The 22,073-nt window shown below is 49.4% G+C and carries 21 protein-coding genes; 9 read left to right on the top strand and 12 right to left on the bottom strand.

The window, feature by feature from the left end; all coding sequences use genetic code 11:
- The first annotated feature begins 82 nt into the window (after positions 1-82).
- Complete coding sequence (locus tag H5985_RS06285; RefSeq protein WP_205050463.1) at positions 83-1,747, top strand: carbon starvation CstA family protein; 1,665 nt, start codon at positions 83-85, stop codon at positions 1,745-1,747.
- Positions 1,748-1,818: 71 nt separating this feature from the next.
- Here the strand turns inward: H5985_RS06285 and H5985_RS06280 are convergent, their stop codons facing one another.
- From H5985_RS06280 to pncB, 5 genes are all read right to left on the bottom strand, one after another.
- Entirely contained in the window at positions 1,819-2,031 is a 213-nt protein-coding gene (locus H5985_RS06280) for a hypothetical protein (RefSeq protein ID WP_205050462.1), read from the bottom strand.
- A gap of 12 nt (positions 2,032-2,043) precedes the next feature.
- A complete protein-coding gene (locus H5985_RS06275) occupies positions 2,044-4,167 on the bottom strand; it encodes a RelA/SpoT family protein (RefSeq protein ID WP_205050461.1) in 2,124 nt (707 codons plus the stop codon).
- 196 nt (positions 4,168-4,363) lie between these two features.
- Positions 4,364-5,731 carry a DEAD/DEAH box helicase gene (locus H5985_RS06270; RefSeq protein WP_205050460.1) on the bottom strand — a complete coding sequence of 456 codons (1,368 nt, stop codon included), beginning with the start codon at positions 5,729-5,731 and terminating at the stop codon, positions 4,364-4,366.
- 179 nt (positions 5,732-5,910) lie between these two features.
- Positions 5,911-7,308 carry a sodium:proton antiporter gene (locus H5985_RS06265; RefSeq protein WP_205050459.1) on the bottom strand — a complete coding sequence of 466 codons (1,398 nt, stop codon included), beginning with the start codon at positions 7,306-7,308 and terminating at the stop codon, positions 5,911-5,913.
- Positions 7,309-7,391: 83 nt separating this feature from the next.
- On the bottom strand, positions 7,392-8,564 hold the full coding sequence (gene pncB, locus H5985_RS06260; RefSeq protein WP_205050458.1) for a nicotinate phosphoribosyltransferase: 1,173 nt from the start codon (positions 8,562-8,564) through the stop codon (positions 7,392-7,394).
- A 109-nt stretch (positions 8,565-8,673) separates the two neighbouring features.
- On the opposite strand from pncB, the gene fdxA reads away from it, so the two are divergent.
- From fdxA to nth, 4 genes are all read left to right on the top strand, one after another.
- Positions 8,674-9,000, top strand: coding sequence for a ferredoxin FdxA (gene fdxA, locus H5985_RS06255; protein WP_022473264.1), 327 nt, complete (start codon positions 8,674-8,676; stop codon positions 8,998-9,000).
- Between the two features lie 70 nt (positions 9,001-9,070).
- The gene (locus tag H5985_RS06250; protein ID WP_205050457.1) at positions 9,071-9,841 is read left to right on the top strand and encodes a ferredoxin--NADP reductase; all 771 of its coding nucleotides are present in this window, start codon (positions 9,071-9,073) and stop codon (positions 9,839-9,841) included.
- Between the two features lie 5 nt (positions 9,842-9,846).
- Positions 9,847-10,422 carry an RnfABCDGE type electron transport complex subunit B gene (locus tag H5985_RS06245; protein WP_205050456.1) on the top strand — a complete coding sequence of 192 codons (576 nt, stop codon included), beginning with the start codon at positions 9,847-9,849 and terminating at the stop codon, positions 10,420-10,422.
- Positions 10,419-11,072, top strand: a complete 654-nt coding sequence (gene nth / locus H5985_RS06240; protein ID WP_205050455.1) for an endonuclease III — start codon at positions 10,419-10,421, stop codon at positions 11,070-11,072. The genes H5985_RS06245 and nth overlap by 4 nt, the downstream gene beginning before the upstream one ends.
- Here the strand turns inward: nth and rimM are convergent.
- Positions 11,069-11,602, bottom strand: coding sequence for a ribosome maturation factor RimM (rimM, locus tag H5985_RS06235; RefSeq protein ID WP_205050454.1), 534 nt, complete (start codon positions 11,600-11,602; stop codon positions 11,069-11,071). The genes nth and rimM overlap by 4 nt on opposite strands.
- Before the next feature lie 211 nt (positions 11,603-11,813).
- Entirely contained in the window at positions 11,814-12,065 is a 252-nt protein-coding gene (rpsP, locus tag H5985_RS06230; RefSeq protein ID WP_205050453.1) for a 30S ribosomal protein S16, read from the bottom strand.
- Between the two features lie 242 nt (positions 12,066-12,307).
- Between rpsP and H5985_RS06225 the strand changes: the two genes are divergently transcribed.
- Complete coding sequence (locus H5985_RS06225; protein ID WP_205050452.1) at positions 12,308-13,312, top strand: asparaginase; 1,005 nt, start codon at positions 12,308-12,310, stop codon at positions 13,310-13,312.
- On the opposite strand, the gene H5985_RS06220 is transcribed toward H5985_RS06225, so the two are convergent.
- Together H5985_RS06220 and brnQ are read right to left on the bottom strand one after the other, a co-directional pair.
- The gene (locus tag H5985_RS06220; protein WP_205050451.1) at positions 13,309-13,899 is read right to left on the bottom strand and encodes a manganese efflux pump; all 591 of its coding nucleotides are present in this window, start codon (positions 13,897-13,899) and stop codon (positions 13,309-13,311) included. The two genes, H5985_RS06225 and H5985_RS06220, sit on opposite strands and share 4 nt — an antisense overlap.
- Before the next feature lie 51 nt (positions 13,900-13,950).
- Positions 13,951-15,273 (bottom strand): branched-chain amino acid transport system II carrier protein, encoded by a 1,323-nt coding sequence (gene brnQ / locus H5985_RS06215; RefSeq protein ID WP_205050450.1) that lies wholly within the window; start codon positions 15,271-15,273, stop codon positions 13,951-13,953.
- A gap of 45 nt (positions 15,274-15,318) precedes the next feature.
- Between brnQ and dinB the strand changes: the two genes are divergently transcribed.
- From dinB to H5985_RS06200, 3 genes are all read left to right on the top strand, one after another.
- Positions 15,319-16,404: a DNA polymerase IV gene (gene dinB / locus H5985_RS06210; RefSeq protein WP_205050449.1), complete on the top strand. Its 1,086-nt coding sequence runs from the start codon at positions 15,319-15,321 to the stop codon at positions 16,402-16,404.
- A gap of 48 nt (positions 16,405-16,452) precedes the next feature.
- Positions 16,453-17,406: a TDT family transporter gene (locus H5985_RS06205; protein WP_205050448.1), complete on the top strand. Its 954-nt coding sequence runs from the start codon at positions 16,453-16,455 to the stop codon at positions 17,404-17,406.
- Positions 17,407-17,541: 135 nt separating this feature from the next.
- Positions 17,542-18,003 carry a phosphatase PAP2 family protein gene (locus H5985_RS06200; protein ID WP_205050447.1) on the top strand — a complete coding sequence of 154 codons (462 nt, stop codon included), beginning with the start codon at positions 17,542-17,544 and terminating at the stop codon, positions 18,001-18,003.
- A 30-nt stretch (positions 18,004-18,033) separates the two neighbouring features.
- Here the strand turns inward: H5985_RS06200 and dnaJ are convergent, their stop codons facing one another.
- The 3 genes from dnaJ to grpE all read right to left on the bottom strand — a co-directional run bounded on the left by dnaJ (position 18,034) and on the right by grpE (position 22,003).
- Entirely contained in the window at positions 18,034-19,194 is a 1,161-nt protein-coding gene (dnaJ, locus tag H5985_RS06195; RefSeq protein WP_205050446.1) for a molecular chaperone DnaJ, read from the bottom strand.
- Positions 19,195-19,326: 132 nt separating this feature from the next.
- A complete protein-coding gene (gene dnaK, locus H5985_RS06190; RefSeq protein ID WP_205050445.1) occupies positions 19,327-21,228 on the bottom strand; it encodes a molecular chaperone DnaK in 1,902 nt (633 codons plus the stop codon).
- Between the two features lie 163 nt (positions 21,229-21,391).
- Complete coding sequence (grpE, locus tag H5985_RS06185) at positions 21,392-22,003, bottom strand: nucleotide exchange factor GrpE (protein WP_205050444.1); 612 nt, start codon at positions 22,001-22,003, stop codon at positions 21,392-21,394.
- Positions 22,004-22,073 lie beyond the last annotated feature (70 nt).

Genomic DNA, 22,073 nt, shown 5'->3' with positions numbered 1-22,073 from the left:
CGATAAATCGGGCCTCTGAAAAGGCGGCCTTTTTGTATGTATAACTTTTTCTTGATTCTCTTAACTAATAGGACTTAAAACGATGAATGGGTTAATCTTAATGGCTTGTACAATCGTTGCCCTTTTTGTCGGTTACCGTTTTTATGCACGGTGGCTGGAGAACACTTGGGGTACTGATGCCGATGCCAAGACACCGGCTCAGCTCAAAAATGACGGCAACGACTTTGTCCCCACCAACAAGTGGACTGTCTTCTCTCACCAATTTACCTCCATCACGGGGGCAGGCCCGGTTACCGGTCCGATTATTGCCGCCATGTTCGGTTGGCTGCCCGCTACCCTTTGGATGATTTTCGGTTGTATCTTCTTCGGCGCCGTACAAGACTTTACTGCCCTGTATGCGTCCGTGAAAAACGGCGGCAAATCGATGGGGATGATGATCGAACAATACATCGGCCGCACGGGTCGTCAATTGTTCCTGCTCTTTTGCTGGCTTTTCACGCTTTTGGTGATTTCGGCTTTCTGCGACATCGTCGCCAACACCTTTAACGGCTACACCGCTCAAGGCGCCGAAATTATGCCTAACGCTGCTGCCGCCTCCATTTCCATCCTTTACATGTTCGTGGCTGTTGCTTTCGGCCTGTACCTTAAGTACAGAAAACCCAACGGAACCGAACAACTCATTGTCGGTATCATCCTGATGGTTCTGATGCTCTGGATCGGTATTGCCAATCCGCTCTATGCCGATGCCGTGACGTGGCGCTATGTGGTTTTTGCCTACCTTTTCTGCGCAGCCGTCATGCCGATGTGGCTTTTGAAGCAACCGCGTGACTACCTCAGTATGTTCCTGTTAATCGGCATGATTTTGGGTGGCGTGATCGGTGTCTTTATCAAAAACCCCGACATCAACATGCCCGCATTCGTCGGCTTTGAAGTCAAGGGACTGGATCTCTTCCCGATGTTGTTTGTCACGATTGCCTGCGGTGCTGTTTCCGGTTTCCACAGCCTTGTTTCTTCGGGCACGTCTTCTAAGATGATTGCCAATGAAAAAGACATGCGTCTGGTCGGTTACGGCTCCATGTGCGTGGAAACGGTTTTGGGTGTAGTGGCTTTGATTGTGGTCTGCGCAGCCGCTACTGACGGTGTGTTGCCTTCAGGCACGCCCTTCCAACTGTTCTCGAACTCCATTGCCTCGTTCCTCACCGATATCTTCGGTTTGCCCACTGAAGTGAGCGCCTGCATCATGACGATGTGCGTTTCGGCTTTGGCTTTAACGAGTGTTGACGCCGTAGCCCGTATCGGTCGTATGAGCCTGCAGGAACTCTTCACGCCGCCCGAAGGCGTTGAAAAGAACGGCGTGCAAAAACTCTTTACGAACCCCGTCTTTGCGACGACGCTCACCCTTGTGTTGAGTTACCTCCTGTGCTTGGCCGGTTACATGAGCATTTGGCCGCTCTTCGGTTCTGCTAACCAATTGCTCTCGGCTTTGGTGCTCACAAGCTTGGCCGTATTCCTGAAGGCTACGGGTCGCAAGGGCTACATGCTCTACATCCCGATGACCATCATGTTCTGTGTCACGATGACCGCTTTGGGTATGTCGGTGTGGCGCATCTTCGGCACGCTTGCCAACGGCACGTTTGTGTTCATGGTTGACGGCTTGCAACTCATCCTTGCCATCGCCTTGATCGCCTTGGCCTTGATGGTGGTGATGCACTGCCTGCCTAAGCTCTCCGATAAGAAAGTCAATTAATCACTGACTCTGTCACGCAAAAGCGGCCCGAAAGGCCGCTTTTGTTTGGTTCGGAAATCCAATTCGGATGACTACTTTTTAACGAACATGATAAACAGTGTCAATACGACAACCGCAACGAGATAATACAGCCCCGGCACTGCTAATCCGTAGTACCAAAAGTCCGACACCTCAGGCGTGCGCCAAATCGTCACCACCTCAAAAGCCGTATGACCGATTCCCACATAGATGAGACAGCGCAGGAACTGCTCAAGAAATCGATACATCTTTTCAGAAACCTTCATAACACTTCCTTTTTAGGTTCGACGAGCAATATAGACACCCGGCAGGTCTCCGATCGCCTTGAGCGTTCTCTTGAGAGAATCGGCTTGAGAAATTTCCACATTAAAGCGCCAATGCATATCGCCTTTGACGACTTGGGAATTCATGCCGATGATGGCGATTTTTTCTTTCATGAAAATTTCGCTCATATCTTTCAAAAGCCCCGGAAGGTTCTGACCCACTACAAGCACTTCCACCGGGAAGACAGCCCCTTCGGCATTACCCCAACTGACCTCAATCAGTCTTTCCTGTCCCTTTTCATCCAAGTGACGAATATTGGGGCAATCCGCACGGTGAATGGTCACTCCTCTTCCGCGTGTCACAAAGCCCACAATCTTATCAGGAGGGGCCGGATGACAACAACGCGCAAGCTGCGTCAAAAGCGAATCCACACCGACAACCAACACTTGGCTCTTGGCGGACTCGGCCTTGGATTTGGAAGTGAAAATTTCTTTTTTCTCTTCCTCTTTGGGCTTTAAAGCCTTTTCGATACTCTTAAACCCAAAGTCTTCTTTTGCGGCTCCGACGTAAAGATCTTCAACCGTGTCGTAGCCCAAGCGCTTGGCCAATTCCTCAAGCTTAAAGGTGCTTTTACCCAAGCGTGCAAGGTCTTTTTCGATGATGTCGCGACCGGCGTTGACCATCTCTTCAACGGCTTTCTGATTAAACCATTGCCGCACTTTACCTCGGGCGCGATTCGTGACAACGAAGCCCAATTCCGGATTAAGCCAATCGCGGCTCGGGCCTCCTTCTTTGGCCGCAACGATTTCAACCGTCTCACCGGTTTTGAGTTTGTAGTTAAGCGGAACCATCTGGCCGTTAACTTTGGCTCCCCGGCAACGGTGACCGAGTTCGCTGTGCAAGTGATAGGCAAAGTCAATCGGCGTGGCCCCCGTTCGCATCTCAACCACTCGTCCCTGAGGAGTGAGGACGTAGACGTGATCGTCTTCAACTCCCTGTGGACTTTCAGGTTTAACGTCACTGCTCCAAGCCAAGAGTTGGCGCAGCCAGGCGACTTTCTGATCTTCCGTGCTTTGATTACTCTTTTCCGAATTGCCCGCTTCTTTATAGCGCCAGTGAGCGGCCATGCCCAACTCGTTATATTCATGCATGGCACGCGTTCTGATCTGAATTTCGATCGGGCGATCTCTGCCGTCCAGGATCACCGTATGCAACGAGCGATAGCCGTTGGGCTTAGGATTGGAAATGTAGTCGTCGTATTCGGAGCTCACGCCTCGGAAATTTTCCTGCACAATCGACAGTACCTCGTAGCACTGCTCAACCGTTTGGACAATGATACGAAGGGCGCGCACGTCATAGAGCTGATCAAAGCGCAGATGTTTTCTTTCCATCTTCTTGTAGATGGAATAAATATGTTTGGGACGGCCGGAAACTTCTGCCTCGATTCCTTTTTGCGCGAGCATCAATTTGATCTTATCGACGGCATCACGCATGAAAGCCAAACGCGCCTCACGGCTCTCATCCAATTGACGGGCAATTTCGTTGTAGATATCGGGCTTAGTAAATCGCAGGGAAAGGTCTTCAAGTTCCCACTTAATCTGCCAAATACCCAAACGGTTTGCAAGCGGCGCATAAAGAGCCAATGTATCGGCACCGTAGGTCTTTGCGCCCTGGGGATCATCCTTTTTCATGGCGTAGTAGCGCAAGGTCTGCAGTCGACTCGATAATCTCAAAATCACCACACGCAAATCCCGGCACATCGCCAAGACCATTTTTCTCAAAAGCGCATCCTGAGCTTTGAGCATGAGTTTATCGGCAACTTTTTCAGAGTCTTCGGCCGGCATCAGACGTGTTTTGCCGTTTAACTCAATGAGACGATGCAACTCATTGACCAATTCAGCCACACCGGAGCCGAAATTATTTTTCAGCCATTCTTCAGGATTGGGCAGACAGTCATGAACAGCAAACAGATAACAGGCAGAAATCAGTTCCTCGTCGTCACGGATTCCGCGCACGATGTTGGCCATGCCATCGGCGTGCGCCAAACGAGACTCTCCAGTGAAAAGTTTTTTATCGCCGTACAGAGGGATCGCCATCTGCCGCGCAAGCAGACTGTCGGCTTGTTTTTCTTCAGACATAGTGCACCCCAGCCAATTCGTTATATCAACTCAAGCCTTTCCCTGATTCAGAAGAAAGACTCAATGAGCCAGCAGTTATTGAACAATACCTGATTGTAGGTGGCGATTGTAAAAAAAGGAAAAGACAATTGTGACGATATTTGACAAAATTAAAACAGCGCACGAAAAATCGTGCGCTCCGATTGGGAAAAAGACCTTAACGGCGCATCAACCCGCCCAATAAGGCAGCAACCCGAGGTTTTTTCTTTGTATCCGGACGAGTGTCGACTTTTGCCGACTCTGCCGCAGGCTCTGAAGCAGGCTGGCTCGGCACATAGGGCTCGTCAAAGAAAGGATCGGTATTGACAGGCGACACGGGCGGCGGCGTATAAACTTTTCTGGGGCCTCTGCCGGGTCTCTTATGTGGCGAAACATCCAGACGCACACGCTTGAAACGCTCTTTGATCAGTGACTCAATAGCCGAAACATTTTTTTCATCAGCTCCCGGGCACATCAATGTCAAGGCAAGCCCCTTCATACCCGCACGTCCCGTTCGTCCAATGCGGTGCACATAGTCCTCTGCATTAAAGGGCACATCGTAATTAATCACGACGGGCAAATCTGCAATGTCCAACCCGCGAGCCGCAACATCGGTTGCAACCAAAACTTTCAGTTTTCCGCTCTTGAAAGCCTCAAGCGTCTTGATTCGTTCTTCCTGGGTCTTATCCCCATGAATGGCATCGGCTTCAATACCGTATTGAGTCAGTGTGCGGGCCAATCGACGGCACCCGATTTTGGAATTGACGAAAACCAAAATATTTTTGGCGTCTTCACTGATTTCATCGTCGAGCAAGTCCAAAAGTGCATCAACCTTTTCAGAGTCGTGCACTTCGTAGAGGCGTTGTGTGATGGTCTTGGCTGCGGAATTTTCTCTGGCCACTTCAACCAATTTCGGATTATTTAAAAAGTTAGCCGCAAGTTTTTTAATGTCCGGAGAAAACGTGGCCGAAAACATCAGGCTCTGACGCTTCACTGGCAACAGTTTCAGAATTCTGGAAATATCGGGCAAAAAGCCCATGTCAAGCATCCGGTCGGCCTCATCGAGAACCACGATCTGCACTTGAGTCAGGGACGTGTTGCGCTGCTCGACATGATCTAGTAATCGACCGGGCGTTGCCACGAGTACTTCCACGCCCCGACGCAAAGCGTCCTGTTGAGTATGAATATCCACGCCGCCGAAAACACAGGCCGTACGCAGCCCCGTGTATTTGGCGTAACTTTGCAGGTTATCGTGTACCTGATCGGCGAGCTCTCGAGTGGGAGTCAGAACCAAGGCCCGCACGGGGTGACGAGCAGGCGACATACTGGTATTGGCCGTCGGTATCAATCGCTCCAGAAGGGGTAAACCGAAACTGGCTGTTTTGCCGGTACCCGTTTGTGCCGCCCCCATCACGTCAAAACCGGCCAGGACCAACGGAACGGCCTGTGCCTGAATCGGTGTCGGGGTTTCGTAACCCATCTCTGAAATGGCCCGCATGATGGATTCATGCAAACCGAAAGAAGCGAAATTGATAGTTTCTGCCATGAAAAAATTGTCCGTTTTGAGGGCTCATTGTCCTTCAGGTATTGTTTAGATCATTGAAATTGCGCAGATTTTAGCATTTTGAGATACTTTTGCATCTAACTATTTTTCTCTGCACTAAAAACCAATGAAAAGCCCCGGGGGCTACCCGAGGCTTTTTGGATAACAGCAATCCTGTCGTCTTAGATGAAGAACATATTCATCAGGAAGAAGGTCGGAACAAGGATACCGACGGACCAAACCATGTAACCGAAGAAACTCGGCATCTTCACGCCGCGTTCTTGAACGATCGAGATCGTCATAAAGTTTGGCGCATTACCGATATAGGTCATGGCGCCCATGAAGACAGAACCCATGGAGATCGCCATCAAGGTATGCGAGTCTTCATTCATCAATAACATGGGATCGCCGCCCGCCAAGTTAAAGAAGGCGAGGTACGTCGGTGCATTATCCAGGAAAGATGACAACGAGCCGGCCAGCCAGAAGAACATATGGTTATTAAACGTGCCGTCAGCATTGGTCACCAAGGCAACCAGCGGAGCAAAAGCACCGTTGTGGCCTGCACGCAACATTTCAAGCACCGGTACGATACAGCAGAAGATGCCGAAAAAGAGTTTGCCGACTTCCAAAATCGGATCCCAGGAGAATTGATTGCCTTCACGCGCCACTTTAGGTGTAAAGGCCAAACTCAACCCGGCAAAGGTTAAAAAGAGAACGTCACGAATGATGGATTCGAGCGTCAATTGAACGTGAAGCACTTCAAACGAGATGCCCGACTTCCAAAAGCCCGACAAAAGCATGCTTCCGACAATACCGGCCAGGAAGACGATATTGATCGCACCTTCGACCTTAAAGGGTTCCTTTTCCTTAAAGTGAATGGTTTTCTGATCTTCTTTTTTATAGACGATCGTATCCAAAATCACGTAAATCAACAGCAAAAAGAGCACGGTGGAGATCATCGGCAAGAACAGATGCTGAGTCGTCCAGAAGAAATCCACTCCGCGCAAAAAGCCCAAAAAGAGCGGCGGGTCACCGAGCGGAGTCAGACTGCCGCCGATATTGGCCACGAGGAAAATAAAGAAAATAAACGTATGCATGCGGTACTTGCGGTTTTTATTGGCCTCAAGTAACGGGCGAATAATGAGCATCGCCGCACCCGTTGTGCCCATCACATTGGCAAGCATCGCACCGGCAAAGAGAAACCCTGCATTCATGAGCGGCGTGCCTTCAAAGGAAGAGCGGATATGAATCCCGCCTGCCACAACGAAGAGCGCACCCACGAAAATAATGAACGGAATATAGTCACCGATGATGGCGTGGGCGATAGCCCCTGTTGCAGTGGTTGTGCCATAGACAATGTAAAGCGGAACGGCACACAAAAGTCCCCAGGCAACAGCCACCTTACCGAAATGGTTATGCCAGAAATGAGGAACCAGCAACGGGCAAAGGGCGATACTCAACAAAATCCCGGCAAAAGGCACCGCCCAGATCATGGACAGTTCCGCACCATTGAGGCCGGCCGCATTGGCCAACACTGGAGAGACAGCCAAACACGCCCCTAACAGCAGTTTTTGGATCATTTGTTAATTTCCTTATTTTTATTGATCTACGTTAATTTATTCGATTGTATAAGACTTTTGCCCTTTTAGGTTTAATTTTTCCGCTATTTCTTATCAGTCATGCCGAAAACTTGTTTCAAGTAGGCCAAATAACTCGGATCATCACACAGGCTCTTGCCCGGTGTATCGGAAATTTTTGCCACAGGCTGACCATTGGCTCGAACCATTTTGATAACAATGTTAAGCGGCTCAGGTCCCAAATCATTGGTGAGATTGGTGCCGACACCAAAGCCTAATTTCACGCGCCCTTTAAAGCGTCTGAACAGCCTGATGAGACGATCAAAGGTAAGACTGTCTGAAAAAATAAATGTCTTAGTTCTCGGATCACAACGATTAGCCTTATAGTGCTCAATCATGCGCTCGCCCCAGCTTTCGGGGTCACCCGAATCCTGTCTGACGCCATCAAAAAGCTTGCAGAAATACATATCGAAGTCTTTTAAGAAAGGCTCAATCCCGTAGACATCGGTAAGCGCAATCCCCAAATCACCCCGATACTCTTTTGCCCACATCTCAAAGGCGTAAGTCTGAGAATCACGAAGCCTGGGCCCCAATGCCTGACAGGCCTGAAGGTACTCGTGAGCCATCGTTCCCATCGGAATGAGATCTAATTCTTTGGCGTAAAGCACATTGCTCGTGCCCGCAAATTCGTGAGGCAATCGGGCCTTGAGCGTTTCGAGAACTTCTTTTTGCCACTCACGCGAAAAACGTCTACGAGTGCCGAAGTCGGAAATAGAAATCAACTCCCGATCAGGTTCATTTTCGATCATCTGAATCTTGGCATCGAGTCTGCGCCTGCCCTCGGTTTTATCAATATTCGGAGCAACGTGTCGGAAATAGGTTTCGTTGACAATAGCGAGCACCGGGATTTCAAACAAAATCGTATGCAACCACGGTCCTTTGATCGTGATCGCCAGTTGGCCCTCTTTTTCTGAAATGTCGATGTATTTGCGTTTGAGCTGAAAAAGACTCAAAAACTCCACAAAATCGTCTTTAATAAAACGAAGGGAACGCAAATACTCCAGCTCTTCATCCTTAAAGCGAAGGGTGCAGAGATGATCAACCTCTGCCTTGATTTCATCCATATACGGTCTCAGGTCAATCCCTTCGTTTCGACAACGGAATCGATACTCAACGGAAGCACCGGGAAACTGGTGCAACACGCACTGCATCATGGTGAATTTATATAAATCGGTATCCAACAGTGACTCGATAATCACGATGCACCGCCCTTTCGTCTGGTTTCTGATGGTCTTAGTCTAGCCTTTTTCAACAATAACTGCGTTAGAATTCGGAAATTATTAAATATATTTCAGTAGGGAGAAAAACGTGGCTCATGTAGTATGTGACCCCTGTATTAACTGCACCGACACGGCCTGTGTGGCTGTGTGCCCTGTTGACTGCTTCCGTGTCGGCCCCAACTTTCTGGTGATTGACCCCGACGAGTGCATTGACTGTGCCGTCTGCGTGCCTGAATGCCCTGAAGAAGCCATTTTCCATGAAGATGACGTTCCGGAAGGACAGGAAGAATTTATTGCCCTGAACGCCGAGCTGTCGAAGAAGTGGCCTTCCATCACCCGTCAACGTCCTCGTCCTGCCGATGCAGATAAGTGGCACGGTGTGCCCAACAAGCGTCAATATTTAAAGACCGAATAAAACACACAAACCCATTAACGGCGAGCCCGTCCAAATCTGGGCGGGCTCTGTCATATCAGAGAGTCAAAATATGGCCTTACACACTGTCACCATCACGGAAATATCGCATCACAATGAACGCGTGATGTTTTTCTCCGTTACTAAGCCTGCGGGCTTCACATTCAAGCCCGGACAGTTCGTGCGCTGCGGCGTTGCGCTCACCCCTGATCCTCAAAAAGAAGAAGACTTTCTGATGCGCCCCTACTCCATCGCGAGCCACCACGATGAGGACAAAATCAGTTTCTATATCGCTCGTGTTTTGGACGGAGCACTGACTCCGAAACTCTTTGAGAAAAAAGTCGGTGACGCCCTTTACCTGGATGACACCGCTTACGGACTGATGCTGCCGGAACGCCTGGAAAAAGGCGGTACGCTTTTTTGCTTTGCTTCGGGCACGGGGCTGTCTGCCTTTTTGTCGGTTGTGAAAGACAATCCTTGGAAACGTTTCGATAATGTGGTCGTTGTTCATTGCGCCCGCTGTGGTGATGATATCTCGCTCACAGAAGCTTTCACCGAAGCGGTGCGCAAGCAAAATCGAGAGGTGAACTTTCGCTTTATTGCCGCAACGACACGTGAAAGTGATCCGTGTAAATGCGGCGAAATCACCCAACGCATTCCTGAAGCAATCGAGAGGGGCGAATTCGAAAAAATGGGCTTTACCTTTACCCCTGAATGGGTGCGTGCAATGATTTGCGGCAATCCCGGTTTTGTCGACTCAATGAAAAAAGTTCTCAAAGCACGTGGTTTTACCGCTCCTCGTGGTGAAAAGCTCGGCACATACGTTGCAGAAAACTTTTGGTAATGAATATGTCAGAACACTTAATTGACGCGATTGATGATGTACTGCCTCAGACTCAATGTCGGCAGTGCGGTTACGACGGATGCAGAAACTACGCCTGGGCCATCGCTATGGGCGAAGCGCCGATTAACCGTTGTGCTCCGGGAGGACAAAAAGGTATTGAAGCGCTCGCACAAGTCACAGGCAAACCCGTTTTGGCTCTTGACCCCGAATACGGTCATGAAGTACCGCTTGAAGTCTCTCACATCAATCCGGATATGTGTATCGGATGCCGCAAGTGCGTGCCGGTCTGCCCCACCAACGCAATCGTCGGAGCTCCTAAGCGCCTTCACGCCGTGATCACGGAGTGGTGTACCGGTTGTGCGCTTTGCGTCATCACGTGTCCGGTTGACTGCATACAAATGCAGCCCGCACCCTTTGACTGGAGCCATGAGCGTGCCATGCAGGCGCGTCAACGTTACCGTGACAAACTCCAAAGAGAAAAGCGCCGACAAAGTGAACGTGAGTCCAGGCTCAATGCGCAAAGTGCCCAAGATAAGAAAAAAGCACTCTTGGCTGATATTCTTGCGAGGGTCAAAAAGTGAACCGAATCAAACGCTATGAAATCATGAAGCGACTGGCGGCTGTTCGCCCCAATCCGCAAAGCGAATTGCAATACACCAATCCTTATGAACTGTTGGTAGCGGTGGTGCTGTCTGCTCAAGCAACCGATAAAAGCGTAAACCTCGCCACGCGTGAACTTTTCCCGGTCGCCAACACCCCAGAGGCAATTGTCAAACTCGGAGTCGAAGGACTCACTCCTTACATTAAAACCATCGGTCTATACAGAAATAAAGCCAAACACGTCGTAGCGTTAAGTCAGAAACTGTTGGATGAATTCGGCGGTGTTGTTCCGGATGACAGAGAGTCACTGGAGAGTTTGCCCGGAGTCGGGCGCAAGACAGCCAATGTTGTGCTTAATGTCGCCTTCGGTCACCCTACAATTGCCGTTGACACCCACATATTCAGAGTCAGCAACCGAACCGGTTTTGCACCGGGCAAAACCGTTGAAGAAGTCGAAAAAAAGCTCGTGAAATTTGTTCCTGATGAATTCAAAAAGGATGCTCACCACTGGCTTTTGCTTCACGGCCGATATTGTTGTAAAGCTGCAAAGCCCGATTGTGAACACTGCCCCATTGAAGACTTGTGTGAATTCAAAAAGAAGAATTTGACCTCGAAGAAGTCCGGCGACTAATTCCAGTCAAGGGACCAGTCGACTATCACTTCCGAAGCTTCCAAGTCAATGAGCTCAATGTAAGCGTCTACCATCGGGATGTAGAAAACGTCCCCATTGTCCGTTTCCACAGCCAACAAGTCCTGAGCACCGTTATCGGTTATCCCCGCAACATGACCCAGGATTTCCCCTGATCGATTTTTGACGCAAAACCCTTCTAAATCTTCATCATAGAAATCGCCATCCTGAAGTTGCGGCAAGTCTTCACGATCAACCAAAAGGCTTCCCTTAAGCGCCATAGCTTCCTCACGGGTAGTCACTTCGTTAATTCGTGCAATAAAATCTTTACCGTGCGGCTTTACTTCCGCAACTGTCAATTGTTTAGCGGCCACGCCGGGCTTTCTCGGATAGGGCAGAAACCACCAACGGTCGGTTTCAAAAAGAAGGTCTCCCTGCCGACCATGAGGCACAACCCGGACCCAGCCGCGCACACCGTAGGCACCTGCCGTACGGCCGACTTCCAATAAATCATCAGAATGTTGAGCTGACATATTTTTTTCAGATAAGAAAAAGGGCCATTCCGTCGATCTTTACTTTGCGTTTTAGATACACGCGGCTGAAGTGTTCAACTTATCGAACCCAAACGGTAGACACAATTCCGTTTGTTTAAAGTAGCTCGAAAGGAACGACCTTTATTGCCGCAACGCAGAGAAATAATAGCGGAATCGCCCTTCGTGCAAACGATGTTTGCCGAATTTTCGATTAGGCAGCAGCCTTCTTGGCTTGCTTGACCAAACGAGCAACCGTGTCACTCATTTGAGCGCCTTGACCGATCCAGTGCGTGAGACGTTCGTCAGCAATTTGGAACTTCACGGCTTGACCGGCAGCCATCGGGTTGTAGTAGCCCAAGCGTTCGATAAAACGACCGTCACGGCGGCTACGGGAATCCGTAACAACGATGTTGTAGAAAGGACGCTTCTTAGAACCGCCGCGAGCAAGACGAATAACGACCATTTAATTTACCTCTTGTGTCTATAAAGTAAACGTGGCAAATGCCACAATAAAAAACGAAACCTCGGAGGGTTTCACGAAAATTCGCGGTATTTTAGCGCATTTTCTTAATGTTATCCACGTTTTGGCAAACTTTTTTCCAGACACCGATCTGCGGAATTTGTGCCTGACATCCCGATGCAAAAGACGCAGACCGACAAAAAGCTTTGGCATAATACGAGTCACTGATTTGACAGGGGAATTCCATGGCTAAAAAGAAAATCGTTTTAATGTCTACCGGCGGCACGATTGTCAGCTCCGGAGAATCTGCCACACAAACAACAGGTTACCGTTTAGGTGAACTCTCCATTAATGCACTGCTTGATCAACTGCCTGATCTGAAAGACAAAATTGAACTTGAACAAGAAGCGGTCAGCCACGTTGACTCCAGCTCCATGACCAGTGAAATTTGGCTTAAATTGGCCAGAAGCGTTCAAGCGGCTGTTGACCGTGATGATGTTGACGGCGTGGTGATTACCCATGGAACCGATACCATGGAAGAAACTGCCTATTTCCTTCATCTGATTTTAAAAACCGAAAAACCGGTTGTCATCACCGGTGCCATGCGCCCTGCAACCGCTTTGTCGGCTGACGGCATTTTGAATCTTTATAACGCCTTCCAGGTCGCCTTAAGCGAAGAGTCTAAGGGCTTGGGCGTGCTGATGGTGCTCAATAACACGATCGGCAGTGCGCGCTTCAGCACCAAAACCAACACCACCAATGTTGCCACTTTCTCCGGTTTAAACACCGGTGAACTCGGTGCTGTCATTGATAATGCCGTGATGTACTACAACCGACCGACTCGTCCGCATACCATGGCCACTCCTTTCAGCGTAAAGGATTTTGAACAGGATGAATCGTTCCCGAGAGTTGATATTTTGATCTCCCACGCCGACGATGACGATAAATTGGTTGATGCGACGGTTGCCATCGGTGCCAAGGGTATTGTTTTTGCCGGACTCGGCAATGGTTGTATCCCCGATAAGGTCTTCCCGGGTTTAGTTCGGGCCAGTGCCGCGGGCGTTCGCGTGATTCGCAGCTCGCGCGTCTTTACCGGACCGGTTTTTAACGGCTTGAGTGAATGGGAGGATGCCGGTTTGATTTCAGCCTGGAATCTGTCAGCGGTGAAGTCACGCGTGCTTTTGCAGCTTGCTCTCAAAAAAGGCATCAATGACATTGATGCCTTAAGAGAAATGTTTGAGCGCTATTAAGCAAACACACCGTGTTCAAAAAGAATTCGCAAGCCGATTAAAAGCAGAACGGCCGCCCCCAACAAAGAAAGCTTCTTGCTGTGTCGGGCGGCCTTTTCCGACAATACTCTTGCCGCCAACATTGACAAAGCTGTCAAAATGGCGCAAACCACCCCGATCACGATCGCAGGCATTGCAATAGGCGTTTTGACCATCGCAAACGAAAAACCGACTGCCAACGCATCCAGGCTGGTCGCTACGGCCAACATCGAGAGTTTTCCCCACGCAATATCAGAACCCATCGAGCGGCATTCACACTCTTCGTTGTCATCACCTTTTTCAAATGCCTCACGAATCATGGACACCGCCACGAAAAACAAAAGCAGGAAGGCGACCCAATGGTCCCAGGCGCTGATCAGGCTGTAAAGGGCGCCACCGGCAAACCAACCCAAAGTCGGCATCAACGCCTGAAAAGCGGCGAAAACCAATGAAAACTTCAATATGTGCGAAGCTTTAATCGTCGGCTGAACAGCTCCCCAACAAAGTGCCACAACCATAGCATCGATTGATAAGGCAACTGCTATACCGAAAATTTCCAATATTTGCACTTTAAATCCTCAAAAAACTGCTGCCGTTCTTTGAAACGCTCCATGTCCTGACTAATTGTCAGACGGACGTCTGGAATAAAAAATACCGATGACCCAACCGATCAAAGCAGGAGTAATCCATTCCAAACCGATGGAGTAAAAAGGCAGATGAGCCAATAACGGAATTTCCAAACCGACATCCTTTAAGGCTCCGGCGATACTCACAACGGCTGTAAAAGTGATCGTCAGCGGATAAACTTTAGAGTAATGACGGTTAAATTGGTGAGTCAGGCCCAGAACAATCAACATCAGTGCGACCGGATAAATCGCCATTAAAACGGGAATCGAAAGCTTGAGAATCAGGGTCAGACCGGCATTGGAGACAACCATGCTGCAGAGAACAAACACCAGGAGCCAACCGCGATAGGACAAGCTCGGAAACACCTTTGTAAAGTAATCGCTGCAACACGACAAAAGCCCCACACAGGTGTTCAGGCATGCCACAAAAAAGATCATTCCCAACAGGATAATACCCCAGGAACCGAATTGGATTTCGGCTACGGAGGTCAATGTCTGAGCACCGTTTTCCGTAATCAGACCAGCTCCCCCTACTGTCGCTCCGATATGGGCCAACGCCAAGTAGATCGTGATCAGGAAAAAGCCCGCAATCAAACCGGCCTTGACCGTCTCTTTAACAACTCCTTCGGTATTGGTCACCCCCAACGCCTGAATATTTAAAGCGATAATCAAACCGAAATTGAGCGCTGCAAGCGTATCCATTGTCTGATAGCCTTCCAAAAATCCCCGCACAAAAGCATTGATGTCATAAGGAGGCAAGGCCAAACCATAACCGGCAATCGGTTTGATAAGACACGCAACAAACAGCAACGCAATCATGACAATGAGTGTCGGAGAGGTGAACTTACCCAAACGTTGGGTAAGTTTTTCAGGCTTAAGAGCCATGAGACCGGCCAGTGCAAAGAAGAACACCGAATAGACAAACTGCGCACAGACGAGAGGAGAAAATCCGAAAAATGAACCGGTTCCTGCCGAAAAAAGCGGAGCAAGGGCCATTTCAAATGAGGTGCTCGCCGTGCGGGGAATCGCCACGCAAGGTCCGATCGAAAGATAAATCAAGAGCGTAAAGATAAACGCAAATTGTGGATGAACGCGAGTGGCCAACATCATCAAGCCGCCCGATCGGGCGACAGTCATCACCCCCAGAATCGGGAAACAAACGGCCGTAATGGCAAAACCGACCATAGCCCAGGGCATATCCACGCCGGCTAAAGAACCCAAATACGGAGGGAAAATAAGGTTCCCTGCTCCGAAAAACATTGAAAAAAGCGTTAACCCCAATAAGAGTCGCTGTTTAAAGGTAAAATTGTTCGACATTTGCAATCTGATTGAACTGAAAATGTTCGCACTTTAACAGATTTGATGACAACCTCCAAAACCTACCGAAAAATCATTCACGTTGACATGGATGCATTCTTTGCCTCTGTTGAACAGCGTGATCATCCGGCGCTTCGCGGTAAACCCATTGCAGTGGGTCACGCAGGTGCCCGTGGGGTTGTGGCGACCGCAAGCTATGAGGCTCGAAAGTTCGGGGTACATTCGGCAATGCCCTCATCGAAAGCTCGGGAATTGTGTCCTCAATTAATTTTTGTTCATTCCCGTATGCGACACTATCAAGCCGTTTCGCGACAGGTGCGGGAAATTTTTGAGCGCTACACAGACATTATTGAGCCTGTCTCCATTGATGAAGCTTATTTGGACGTTACCGTCAACAAAATCGGTGCCTCTACAGGTCTGGAAATCGCAAAACTTATCAAACAAAATATCTGCGAGGAGCTTGGCCTCATCGCCAGTGCCGGTGTCAGTTACAACAAATTTCTGGCCAAAATTGCCAGTGACTACCGCAAGCCCGACGGTCTTTGTGTGATTCACCCCGATCAGGCCATTGAATTTATTGACCGGCTCCCTATCGAGAGCTTTTGGGGCATAGGACCGGCGACTGCCAAACGTTTGCACGCTTTAGGTATTCAAACCGCTCCTCAACTTCGTGAGATGAGTCTGGCGCGACTGACGGAACTCTTCGGTAAAGCCGGACTGACCTATTACAACTTCGTTCGTGGCATCGATGATCGCGAAGTCACGACTTACAGAGAAAGAAAATCTGTCGGGTGCGAAGAAACATTCAGTCAAGACATTCGAGGCAAAGCCATCGAACAAGCGCTTGAAAGCGTCATTGAAGAACTTGTGCGAAGAGTCAATAAGCAAAATTTCAAAGGTAAACGACTGACTCTAAAAGTTCGTTTTCCTGACTTTACGACCCTGACGCGCAGCAGCAGCGGCCAAGAATATTTGGACAATATCAAAAACGTCACCCAAGCGGCCGCTAAGTTACTTGACAACGTCACCGTCCCTGATACAGGCATTCGTCTATTAGGGCTGTCTGTTTCTAAAACCGAACAGGAAATTCGAGAAAATACCCTCTCTCAGCAAATGCGTCTCTTTGACTGAAAAAAAGCGACTGATATAATCGCTCAACTTTTTTGCAAGGATCCTTTGATGATTAAACGTGTACGCGCCTTACCGACCCCGGTCGCAGGTCTTGCTCTGGGTATTTCTAGCCTCGGCTGGTCGATGGAAAACGCCTTGGCCTTAAACGGTTGGGGGCAACTGATCGGTGCCGCTATTGCGGTGGTATTGCTGAGCCTGTTACTCACCCGCTTCGTTTTTCACATTGATACGTTGATCACTGATCTGCGTCATCCGGTTTTAGGCAGCATTGTTCCGACCTTTGCGATGGCCACTATGGTCGTCTCCAAAGCCATCGGCAACTACTTCCCGCTCATCGGTGAGTATCTGTGGCTTGCCGCCGTCGTCATTCACCTGCTCTTTTTATGCGCCTTTATCGTTTTCCGATTACGCGAGCGACAAATTGAACATATGGTCCCGAGTTGGTTTATTCCGCCCGTGGGTATTATCGTGGCTGATGTGGCCTGTCCCGGCCCCGAATGGTACGGATTTGCCCATATCCTTTTAACCATAGGAATCGTCTCTTATGCCGTGATGCTGCCCGCCATGATTTACCGATTCATGTTCTATGCACAGGTGCCCGATGCAGCCAAACCCACCATTGCCATTCTGGCTGCTCCGGCGAGCTTGTCCTTAGCGGGTCTCTTGACAGTCGTCGAAAACCCCTCGCCCCTGCTTTGTGCGGTTTTACTGGGGATTGCCGTTTTGATGACCGTTTCCATTTACCTTGCCCTATTTAAATTGCTTCGACTGCCCTTTTCTCCGGGTTACGCAGCCTTTACTTTCCCGTTGGCTATCGGTGCCACGGCTTTATACAAGATGAGTAATCTTGTCGGTCAATATGAAGTCGGAGCCTTTTATGCGTGGGAGTTGAGAATGTTGGCAAACTTTGAGCTCATCGTCGCCACGTGTATCATCACCTACGTGACCGTGCTCTTTATCAAAAATCTCGATAAGATCCTGCCGAAACCCCAAAAAGCGTAACGTTTTGTTCGTCTTGACTCAGTTAAAACCACTTTTGAGTTATGCTTCAAGAGTGGTTTTTCATTTTTAGCATCAATGGAATTTGCTGTTCTTCATTTTCTGCAATCAATCCGAAGCGAGACACTTGATCATCTCATGCTGTTTATCTCGACGCTTGGAAACGTCGGAGCGATATGGATTGCGCTGGCTGCGTTACTTTTGATTATTTCCGGTTTCAGGCGATCGGGGCTTGCCGTCAGTTTTGCTCTGTTGATTGATTTCGTCACCGTCAATTTAATACTCAAACCCTTAGTCGGACGAGACAGACCGTGCGATCTGAGTGTTCCTGAAGATATGCTTTTGGCTTGTCTGAGTGACCATTCATTTCCTTCCGGACACACGGCGGCAGCCTTTGCTGCGGCAACGGCGTTATTTTTATGCCATAAGAAAGCCGGTCTTTTTGCACTCTGCCTTGCTTTTCTCATGGGCTTTTCAAGACTGTACCTTTTCGTTCACTACCCGAGTGACGTCATCGCCGGTGCTTTGTTAGGAATAGTATTCGGCTTTGTCGGCTACCACCTGGCATTCAAACGACACAAAAAAGCTCCGATCCGTTAGGAAAGGAGCTTTGAGAAAGAGTCTATCCGATCAACTGAAGAGACCCTTCATCTTATCCATGAAGCTTTCATGCTTCGGTGAATGTTTCTCACCATGCTTGGAAATGGTTTCATCAAACTCGCGAAGCAGGTCTTTTTGCTTTTGGGTCAGATTAACCGGTGTTTCCACAAACACGTGGATATAAAGGTCACCCATGTAACCCGAACGCAAGCTCTTAATGCCCTTGCCGCGCAGGCGCAAAACCTTACCGCTTTGAGTCCCTTCGGGAATCGTAATACGCGTCTCACCGTCCAAAACGGGCACATCCACGTCCCCACCCAAAGCTGCCGTGACAAATGAAATCGGCAACTCAACATGAAGATCATCACCGTCACGTTGGAAAATCTCATGCGGCTTAATGCTGATTTCAACGTAGAGGTCGCCTGCCGGACCGCCGTTCTTGCCGGGCTGTCCTTTACCTTGCAGGCGTACCCGCTGTCCTTGGTTAATACCGGCAGGAATCTTCACTTCCAAGGTCTTCATGACCTTCTTAAAGCCTGTGCCATCGCAGTTGGGGCAAGGATCGCTGATCACCGTGCCCGTGCCGTGACAGTAGGGACAGGTCTGCTGAACAGAGAAAAAGCCCTGTTTGGCATACACCATACCGGTGCCGTTGCAGTGCGGACAGGTCGTCGGTTTTGACTTGGAACGACTGCCTGTTCCGTCACAGACATCACACTTTTCCCAAACCGGTACGCGAATCTCAGCGGTGTAACCCTTAGCAGCCTGCTCCAGAGTAATTTCCAGATCGTAACGAAGGTCTGCCCCTTGTTGAGCGCGAGGACCGCTTTGTTGGCGACGACGGCCTCCCATACCCTGGCCGAAAAATTCACTGAAGATATCGCCCAAGTCATTCATGTTGGCAAAACCGCCTGCAAACCCCTCAGGACCGAAACCTCCGAATCCGCCAGGACCACCGGCCGCACCATTGACTGCGTCTTTACCAAAGCGGTCGTATGCTGCACGCTTTTGTTCGTCGCCCAACACTTCATAGGCTTCGCCGATTTCTTTAAATTTCGCTTCAGCCTCTTTATCCCCGTTATTGCGGTCGGGGTGATACTTCATGGCCAAACGGCGATAGGCTTTTTTAATATCGGCCGCACTGGCGTTTTTATCTACACCCAATACTTCGTAATAATCACGATCGCTCATTGTTGTTTTTTATCCTTCTGATAAAGCGATAGGTTCAAGCCAGGATGTCACCGACACCGCCGATCTTGAACCTCGCCGAGAGACCCCTGTTCGGTACGAGCTTGGGGGCATAAGCCCCCAAAATCTCATGGATTATTTTTCTTTGGCATCCACGTCAACCACATCATCATCGGCCTTCTTGGCTTCCTGTTGTTGCGGTTGAGCTTGTTGAGCCTGAGCGTTTAATTTTTCACCAATCTTTTGAGCGGCGCTCATCAAACGTTCGACTGCAGCATCGATCGCGGCCTTATCTTCGCCACGGATGGCTTCTTCAACCTTCTTGATACCGTCTTCGCAAGCCATGCGGTCGGCAGCTTCAACCTTATCGCCCAAATCCTTCAAGGTCTTTTGAACCTGATGGATGGAGGCATCGGCGATGTTGCGAGACTGTGCCAATTCAAAACGCTTGTGGTCTTCTGCCTTGTTGGCTTCAGCATCATTGACCATGCGTTGAATTTCTTCTTCGCTCAAGCCGGAGCTAGCCTTAATCGTGATAGTGTTTTCCTTACCCGTGGCCTTATCCTTAGCCGAGACGTGCAAGATGCCGTTAGCATCGATATCGAACGTCACTTCGATCTGCGGCAGTCCGCGCGGAGCCGGAGCAATGCCTTCGAGGTTAAATTCACCCAAGAGCTTATTGCTGGCGGCCATTTCACGTTCACCTTGGTACACCTTAATGGTCACTGCAGGTTGATTGTCTTCAGCCGTGGAGAACACCTGGGTGTGCTTGGTCGGAATCGTGGTGTTGCGTTTGATCATAGCGGTCATCACACCACCCAACGTTTCGATACCGAGCGTCAACGGCGTCACATCAAGTAAGAGCACGTCATGACGTTCACCGGTCAAGACGGAACCTTGAATAGCAGCACCGATGGCCACGGCTTCATCAGGGTTGACGTCTTTACGCGGTTCCTGACCGAAGAATTCACGAACCGTTTCCTGCACCTTCGGCATACGAGATTGACCGCCCACCAAGATCACGTCCGTGATGTCGCTCTTGGAGCAACCGGCATCGGCCAAAGCCTTGCGGCAAGGTTCAATCGTGCGGTTGATCAAATCTTCAACCATGCTTTCGAACTTAGCGCGGGTCAAATTCACGTTCAAGTGCTTCGGACCCGTTGCATCGGCCGTAATGTACGGCAGGTTCACTTCAGTTTCCTGACGGCTCGACAATTCGATCTTGGCCTTTTCTGCAGCGTCCTTCAAGCGTTGCAAAGCAATGATGTCCTTGCTCAAATCAACACCGGTATCCTTCTTGAATTCGCTGATGAGGTAATCAACGATGCGTTGGTCAAAGTCTTCACCGCCCAAGAACGTATCACCGTTGGTGGAGAGCACTTCAAATTGCTTGTCACCGTCCACATCAGCCAAATCGATAATGGAGATATCAAACGTGCCGCCGCCCAAGTCATAGACTGCGATCTTCTTATCACCCTTACCGGCCTTATCAAGACCGAAAGCCAAAGCGGCAGCTGTCGGTTCGTTGATAATACGTTTGACTTCGAGACCGGCAATACGACCGGCGTCCTTCGTGGCCTGACGTTGGCTGTCGTTAAAGTAAGCTGGAACCGTAATGACAGCTTCCGTAACCGTTTCACCGAGGTAGTCTTCAGCGGTTTGCTTCATCTTACGGAGCACTTCAGCGGAGACCTGTTGCGGAGCAAGCTTCTTGCCGTCCAAAACGCTCACCCAAGCGTCACCGTTTTCAGCACGGGAGATGGAGAACGGCATCAAAGAAATGTCACGTTGTACTTCTGCGTCATCAAAACGACGACCGATCAAACGCTTCACAGCAAAGAGCGTGTTTTTCGGGTTGGTCACAGCCTGACGCTTGGCGGTAGCACCGACCAGCACTTCGCCGTTGTCCATATAGGCAACGATGGACGGCGTCGTACGAGCGCCTTCGCTGTTTTCAATCACGTGAATCTTGTCACCTTCCATGACGGCTACGGCAGAGTTCGTCGTACCCAAGTCAATACCAATAATCTTTGCCATTTTTAATTCCTTCGTTTTAAAACTCTTAAATTCTTTACTTCGGCGGGAGGTTACTCAACCTTTCCCGACGCTCTATCCCCCATATGGGGATGAGGTTGAAACTTTCAAGGGTAACGCTTACAAATAATTGCACACTTTGAAAATTTCATTGATATTCAATTAATTATTGAACCACGCTCACCATAGCGGCGCGAAGCACGCGATCGCTGATTAACCAACCGCGTTGAAAGACCTGAGCCACTTGGCCGCTTGACTGACCTTCCTGGGCAGGTACCATGGCAATAGCCTGGTGGCGCGTCGGATCAAATTTTTCCCCGACGGGATTGATCTCTGTCATGCCGCTTTTTTCCATTGCCTGGACAAACTGGCGATAAGTTGCCTGAACACCCTGCATCATGGGATCATCGGCGTTCTGATTTAATTCCAAAGCTTTTTCAAGACTGTCGAGTACAGGCAATAAGTTCTTGGCGAACTTTTCCACACCGAATTTGTGGGCCTTTTCAACAGATTCTTCCGCACGGCGGCGAGCATTTTCAGCTTCAGCCAACGCACGCATATAAAGGTCCTGCAACTTAGCGTTCTCTTCCTTAGCTGCTGCAAGCAACTCTTCCACGGAGGGTTCTTTCTCAGCGGTATTTTGAGCGTTTTCTTCCTGAGCTTGTGCGGTCTGCGTCGGCTCACTTTCCTTAGAACAAGCCTCACAGTCAGACTTTTGGCATTCGCATTGCTGATTTTGATCCTTGACTTCAGTGTCCTTGATCGTTTCGTCTTGCATGAATCAATCTCCGCTACGGGTAATAAATAGATACTCTCAGATATGGGGACGATTCAGAAAAATTCAAGAG

Origin of the sequence: Parasutterella secunda, assembly GCF_016901835.1 — a bacterium.
Lineage (GTDB): Bacteria > Pseudomonadota > Gammaproteobacteria > Burkholderiales > Burkholderiaceae_F > Aphodousia > Aphodousia faecavium.
This window is presented reverse-complemented; position numbering and strand designations above follow the sequence as displayed.

What these genes read in the sequence shown, in the direction of transcription:
- H5985_RS06285 (WP_205050463.1), top strand. Translation starts at nt 83, where the DNA reads ATGAATGGGTTAATCTTAATGGCTTGTACAATCGTTGCCCTTTTTGTC.
- H5985_RS06280 (WP_205050462.1), bottom strand. Translation starts at nt 2,031, where the DNA reads ATGAAGGTTTCTGAAAAGATGTATCGATTTCTTGAGCAGTTCCTGCGC.
- H5985_RS06275 (WP_205050461.1), bottom strand. Translation starts at nt 4,167, where the DNA reads ATGTCTGAAGAAAAACAAGCCGACAGTCTGCTTGCGCGGCAGATGGCG.
- H5985_RS06270 (WP_205050460.1), bottom strand. Translation starts at nt 5,731, where the DNA reads ATGGCAGAAACTATCAATTTCGCTTCTTTCGGTTTGCATGAATCCATC.
- H5985_RS06265 (WP_205050459.1), bottom strand. Translation starts at nt 7,308, where the DNA reads ATGATCCAAAAACTGCTGTTAGGGGCGTGTTTGGCTGTCTCTCCAGTG.
- H5985_RS06250 (WP_205050457.1), top strand. Translation starts at nt 9,071, where the DNA reads ATGGCCTTACACACTGTCACCATCACGGAAATATCGCATCACAATGAA.
- H5985_RS06245 (WP_205050456.1), top strand. Translation starts at nt 9,847, where the DNA reads ATGTCAGAACACTTAATTGACGCGATTGATGATGTACTGCCTCAGACT.
- rimM (WP_205050454.1), bottom strand. Translation starts at nt 11,602, where the DNA reads ATGTCAGCTCAACATTCTGATGATTTATTGGAAGTCGGCCGTACGGCA.
- rpsP (WP_205050453.1), bottom strand. Translation starts at nt 12,065, where the DNA reads ATGGTCGTTATTCGTCTTGCTCGCGGCGGTTCTAAGAAGCGTCCTTTC.
- H5985_RS06225 (WP_205050452.1), top strand. Translation starts at nt 12,308, where the DNA reads ATGGCTAAAAAGAAAATCGTTTTAATGTCTACCGGCGGCACGATTGTC.
- brnQ (WP_205050450.1), bottom strand. Translation starts at nt 15,273, where the DNA reads ATGTCGAACAATTTTACCTTTAAACAGCGACTCTTATTGGGGTTAACG.
- dinB (WP_205050449.1), top strand. Translation starts at nt 15,319, where the DNA reads ATGACAACCTCCAAAACCTACCGAAAAATCATTCACGTTGACATGGAT.
- H5985_RS06205 (WP_205050448.1), top strand. Translation starts at nt 16,453, where the DNA reads ATGATTAAACGTGTACGCGCCTTACCGACCCCGGTCGCAGGTCTTGCT.
- H5985_RS06200 (WP_205050447.1), top strand. Translation starts at nt 17,542, where the DNA reads ATGCTGTTTATCTCGACGCTTGGAAACGTCGGAGCGATATGGATTGCG.
- dnaJ (WP_205050446.1), bottom strand. Translation starts at nt 19,194, where the DNA reads ATGAGCGATCGTGATTATTACGAAGTATTGGGTGTAGATAAAAACGCC.
- dnaK (WP_205050445.1), bottom strand. Translation starts at nt 21,228, where the DNA reads ATGGCAAAGATTATTGGTATTGACTTGGGTACGACGAACTCTGCCGTA.
- grpE (WP_205050444.1), bottom strand. Translation starts at nt 22,003, where the DNA reads ATGCAAGACGAAACGATCAAGGACACTGAAGTCAAGGATCAAAATCAG.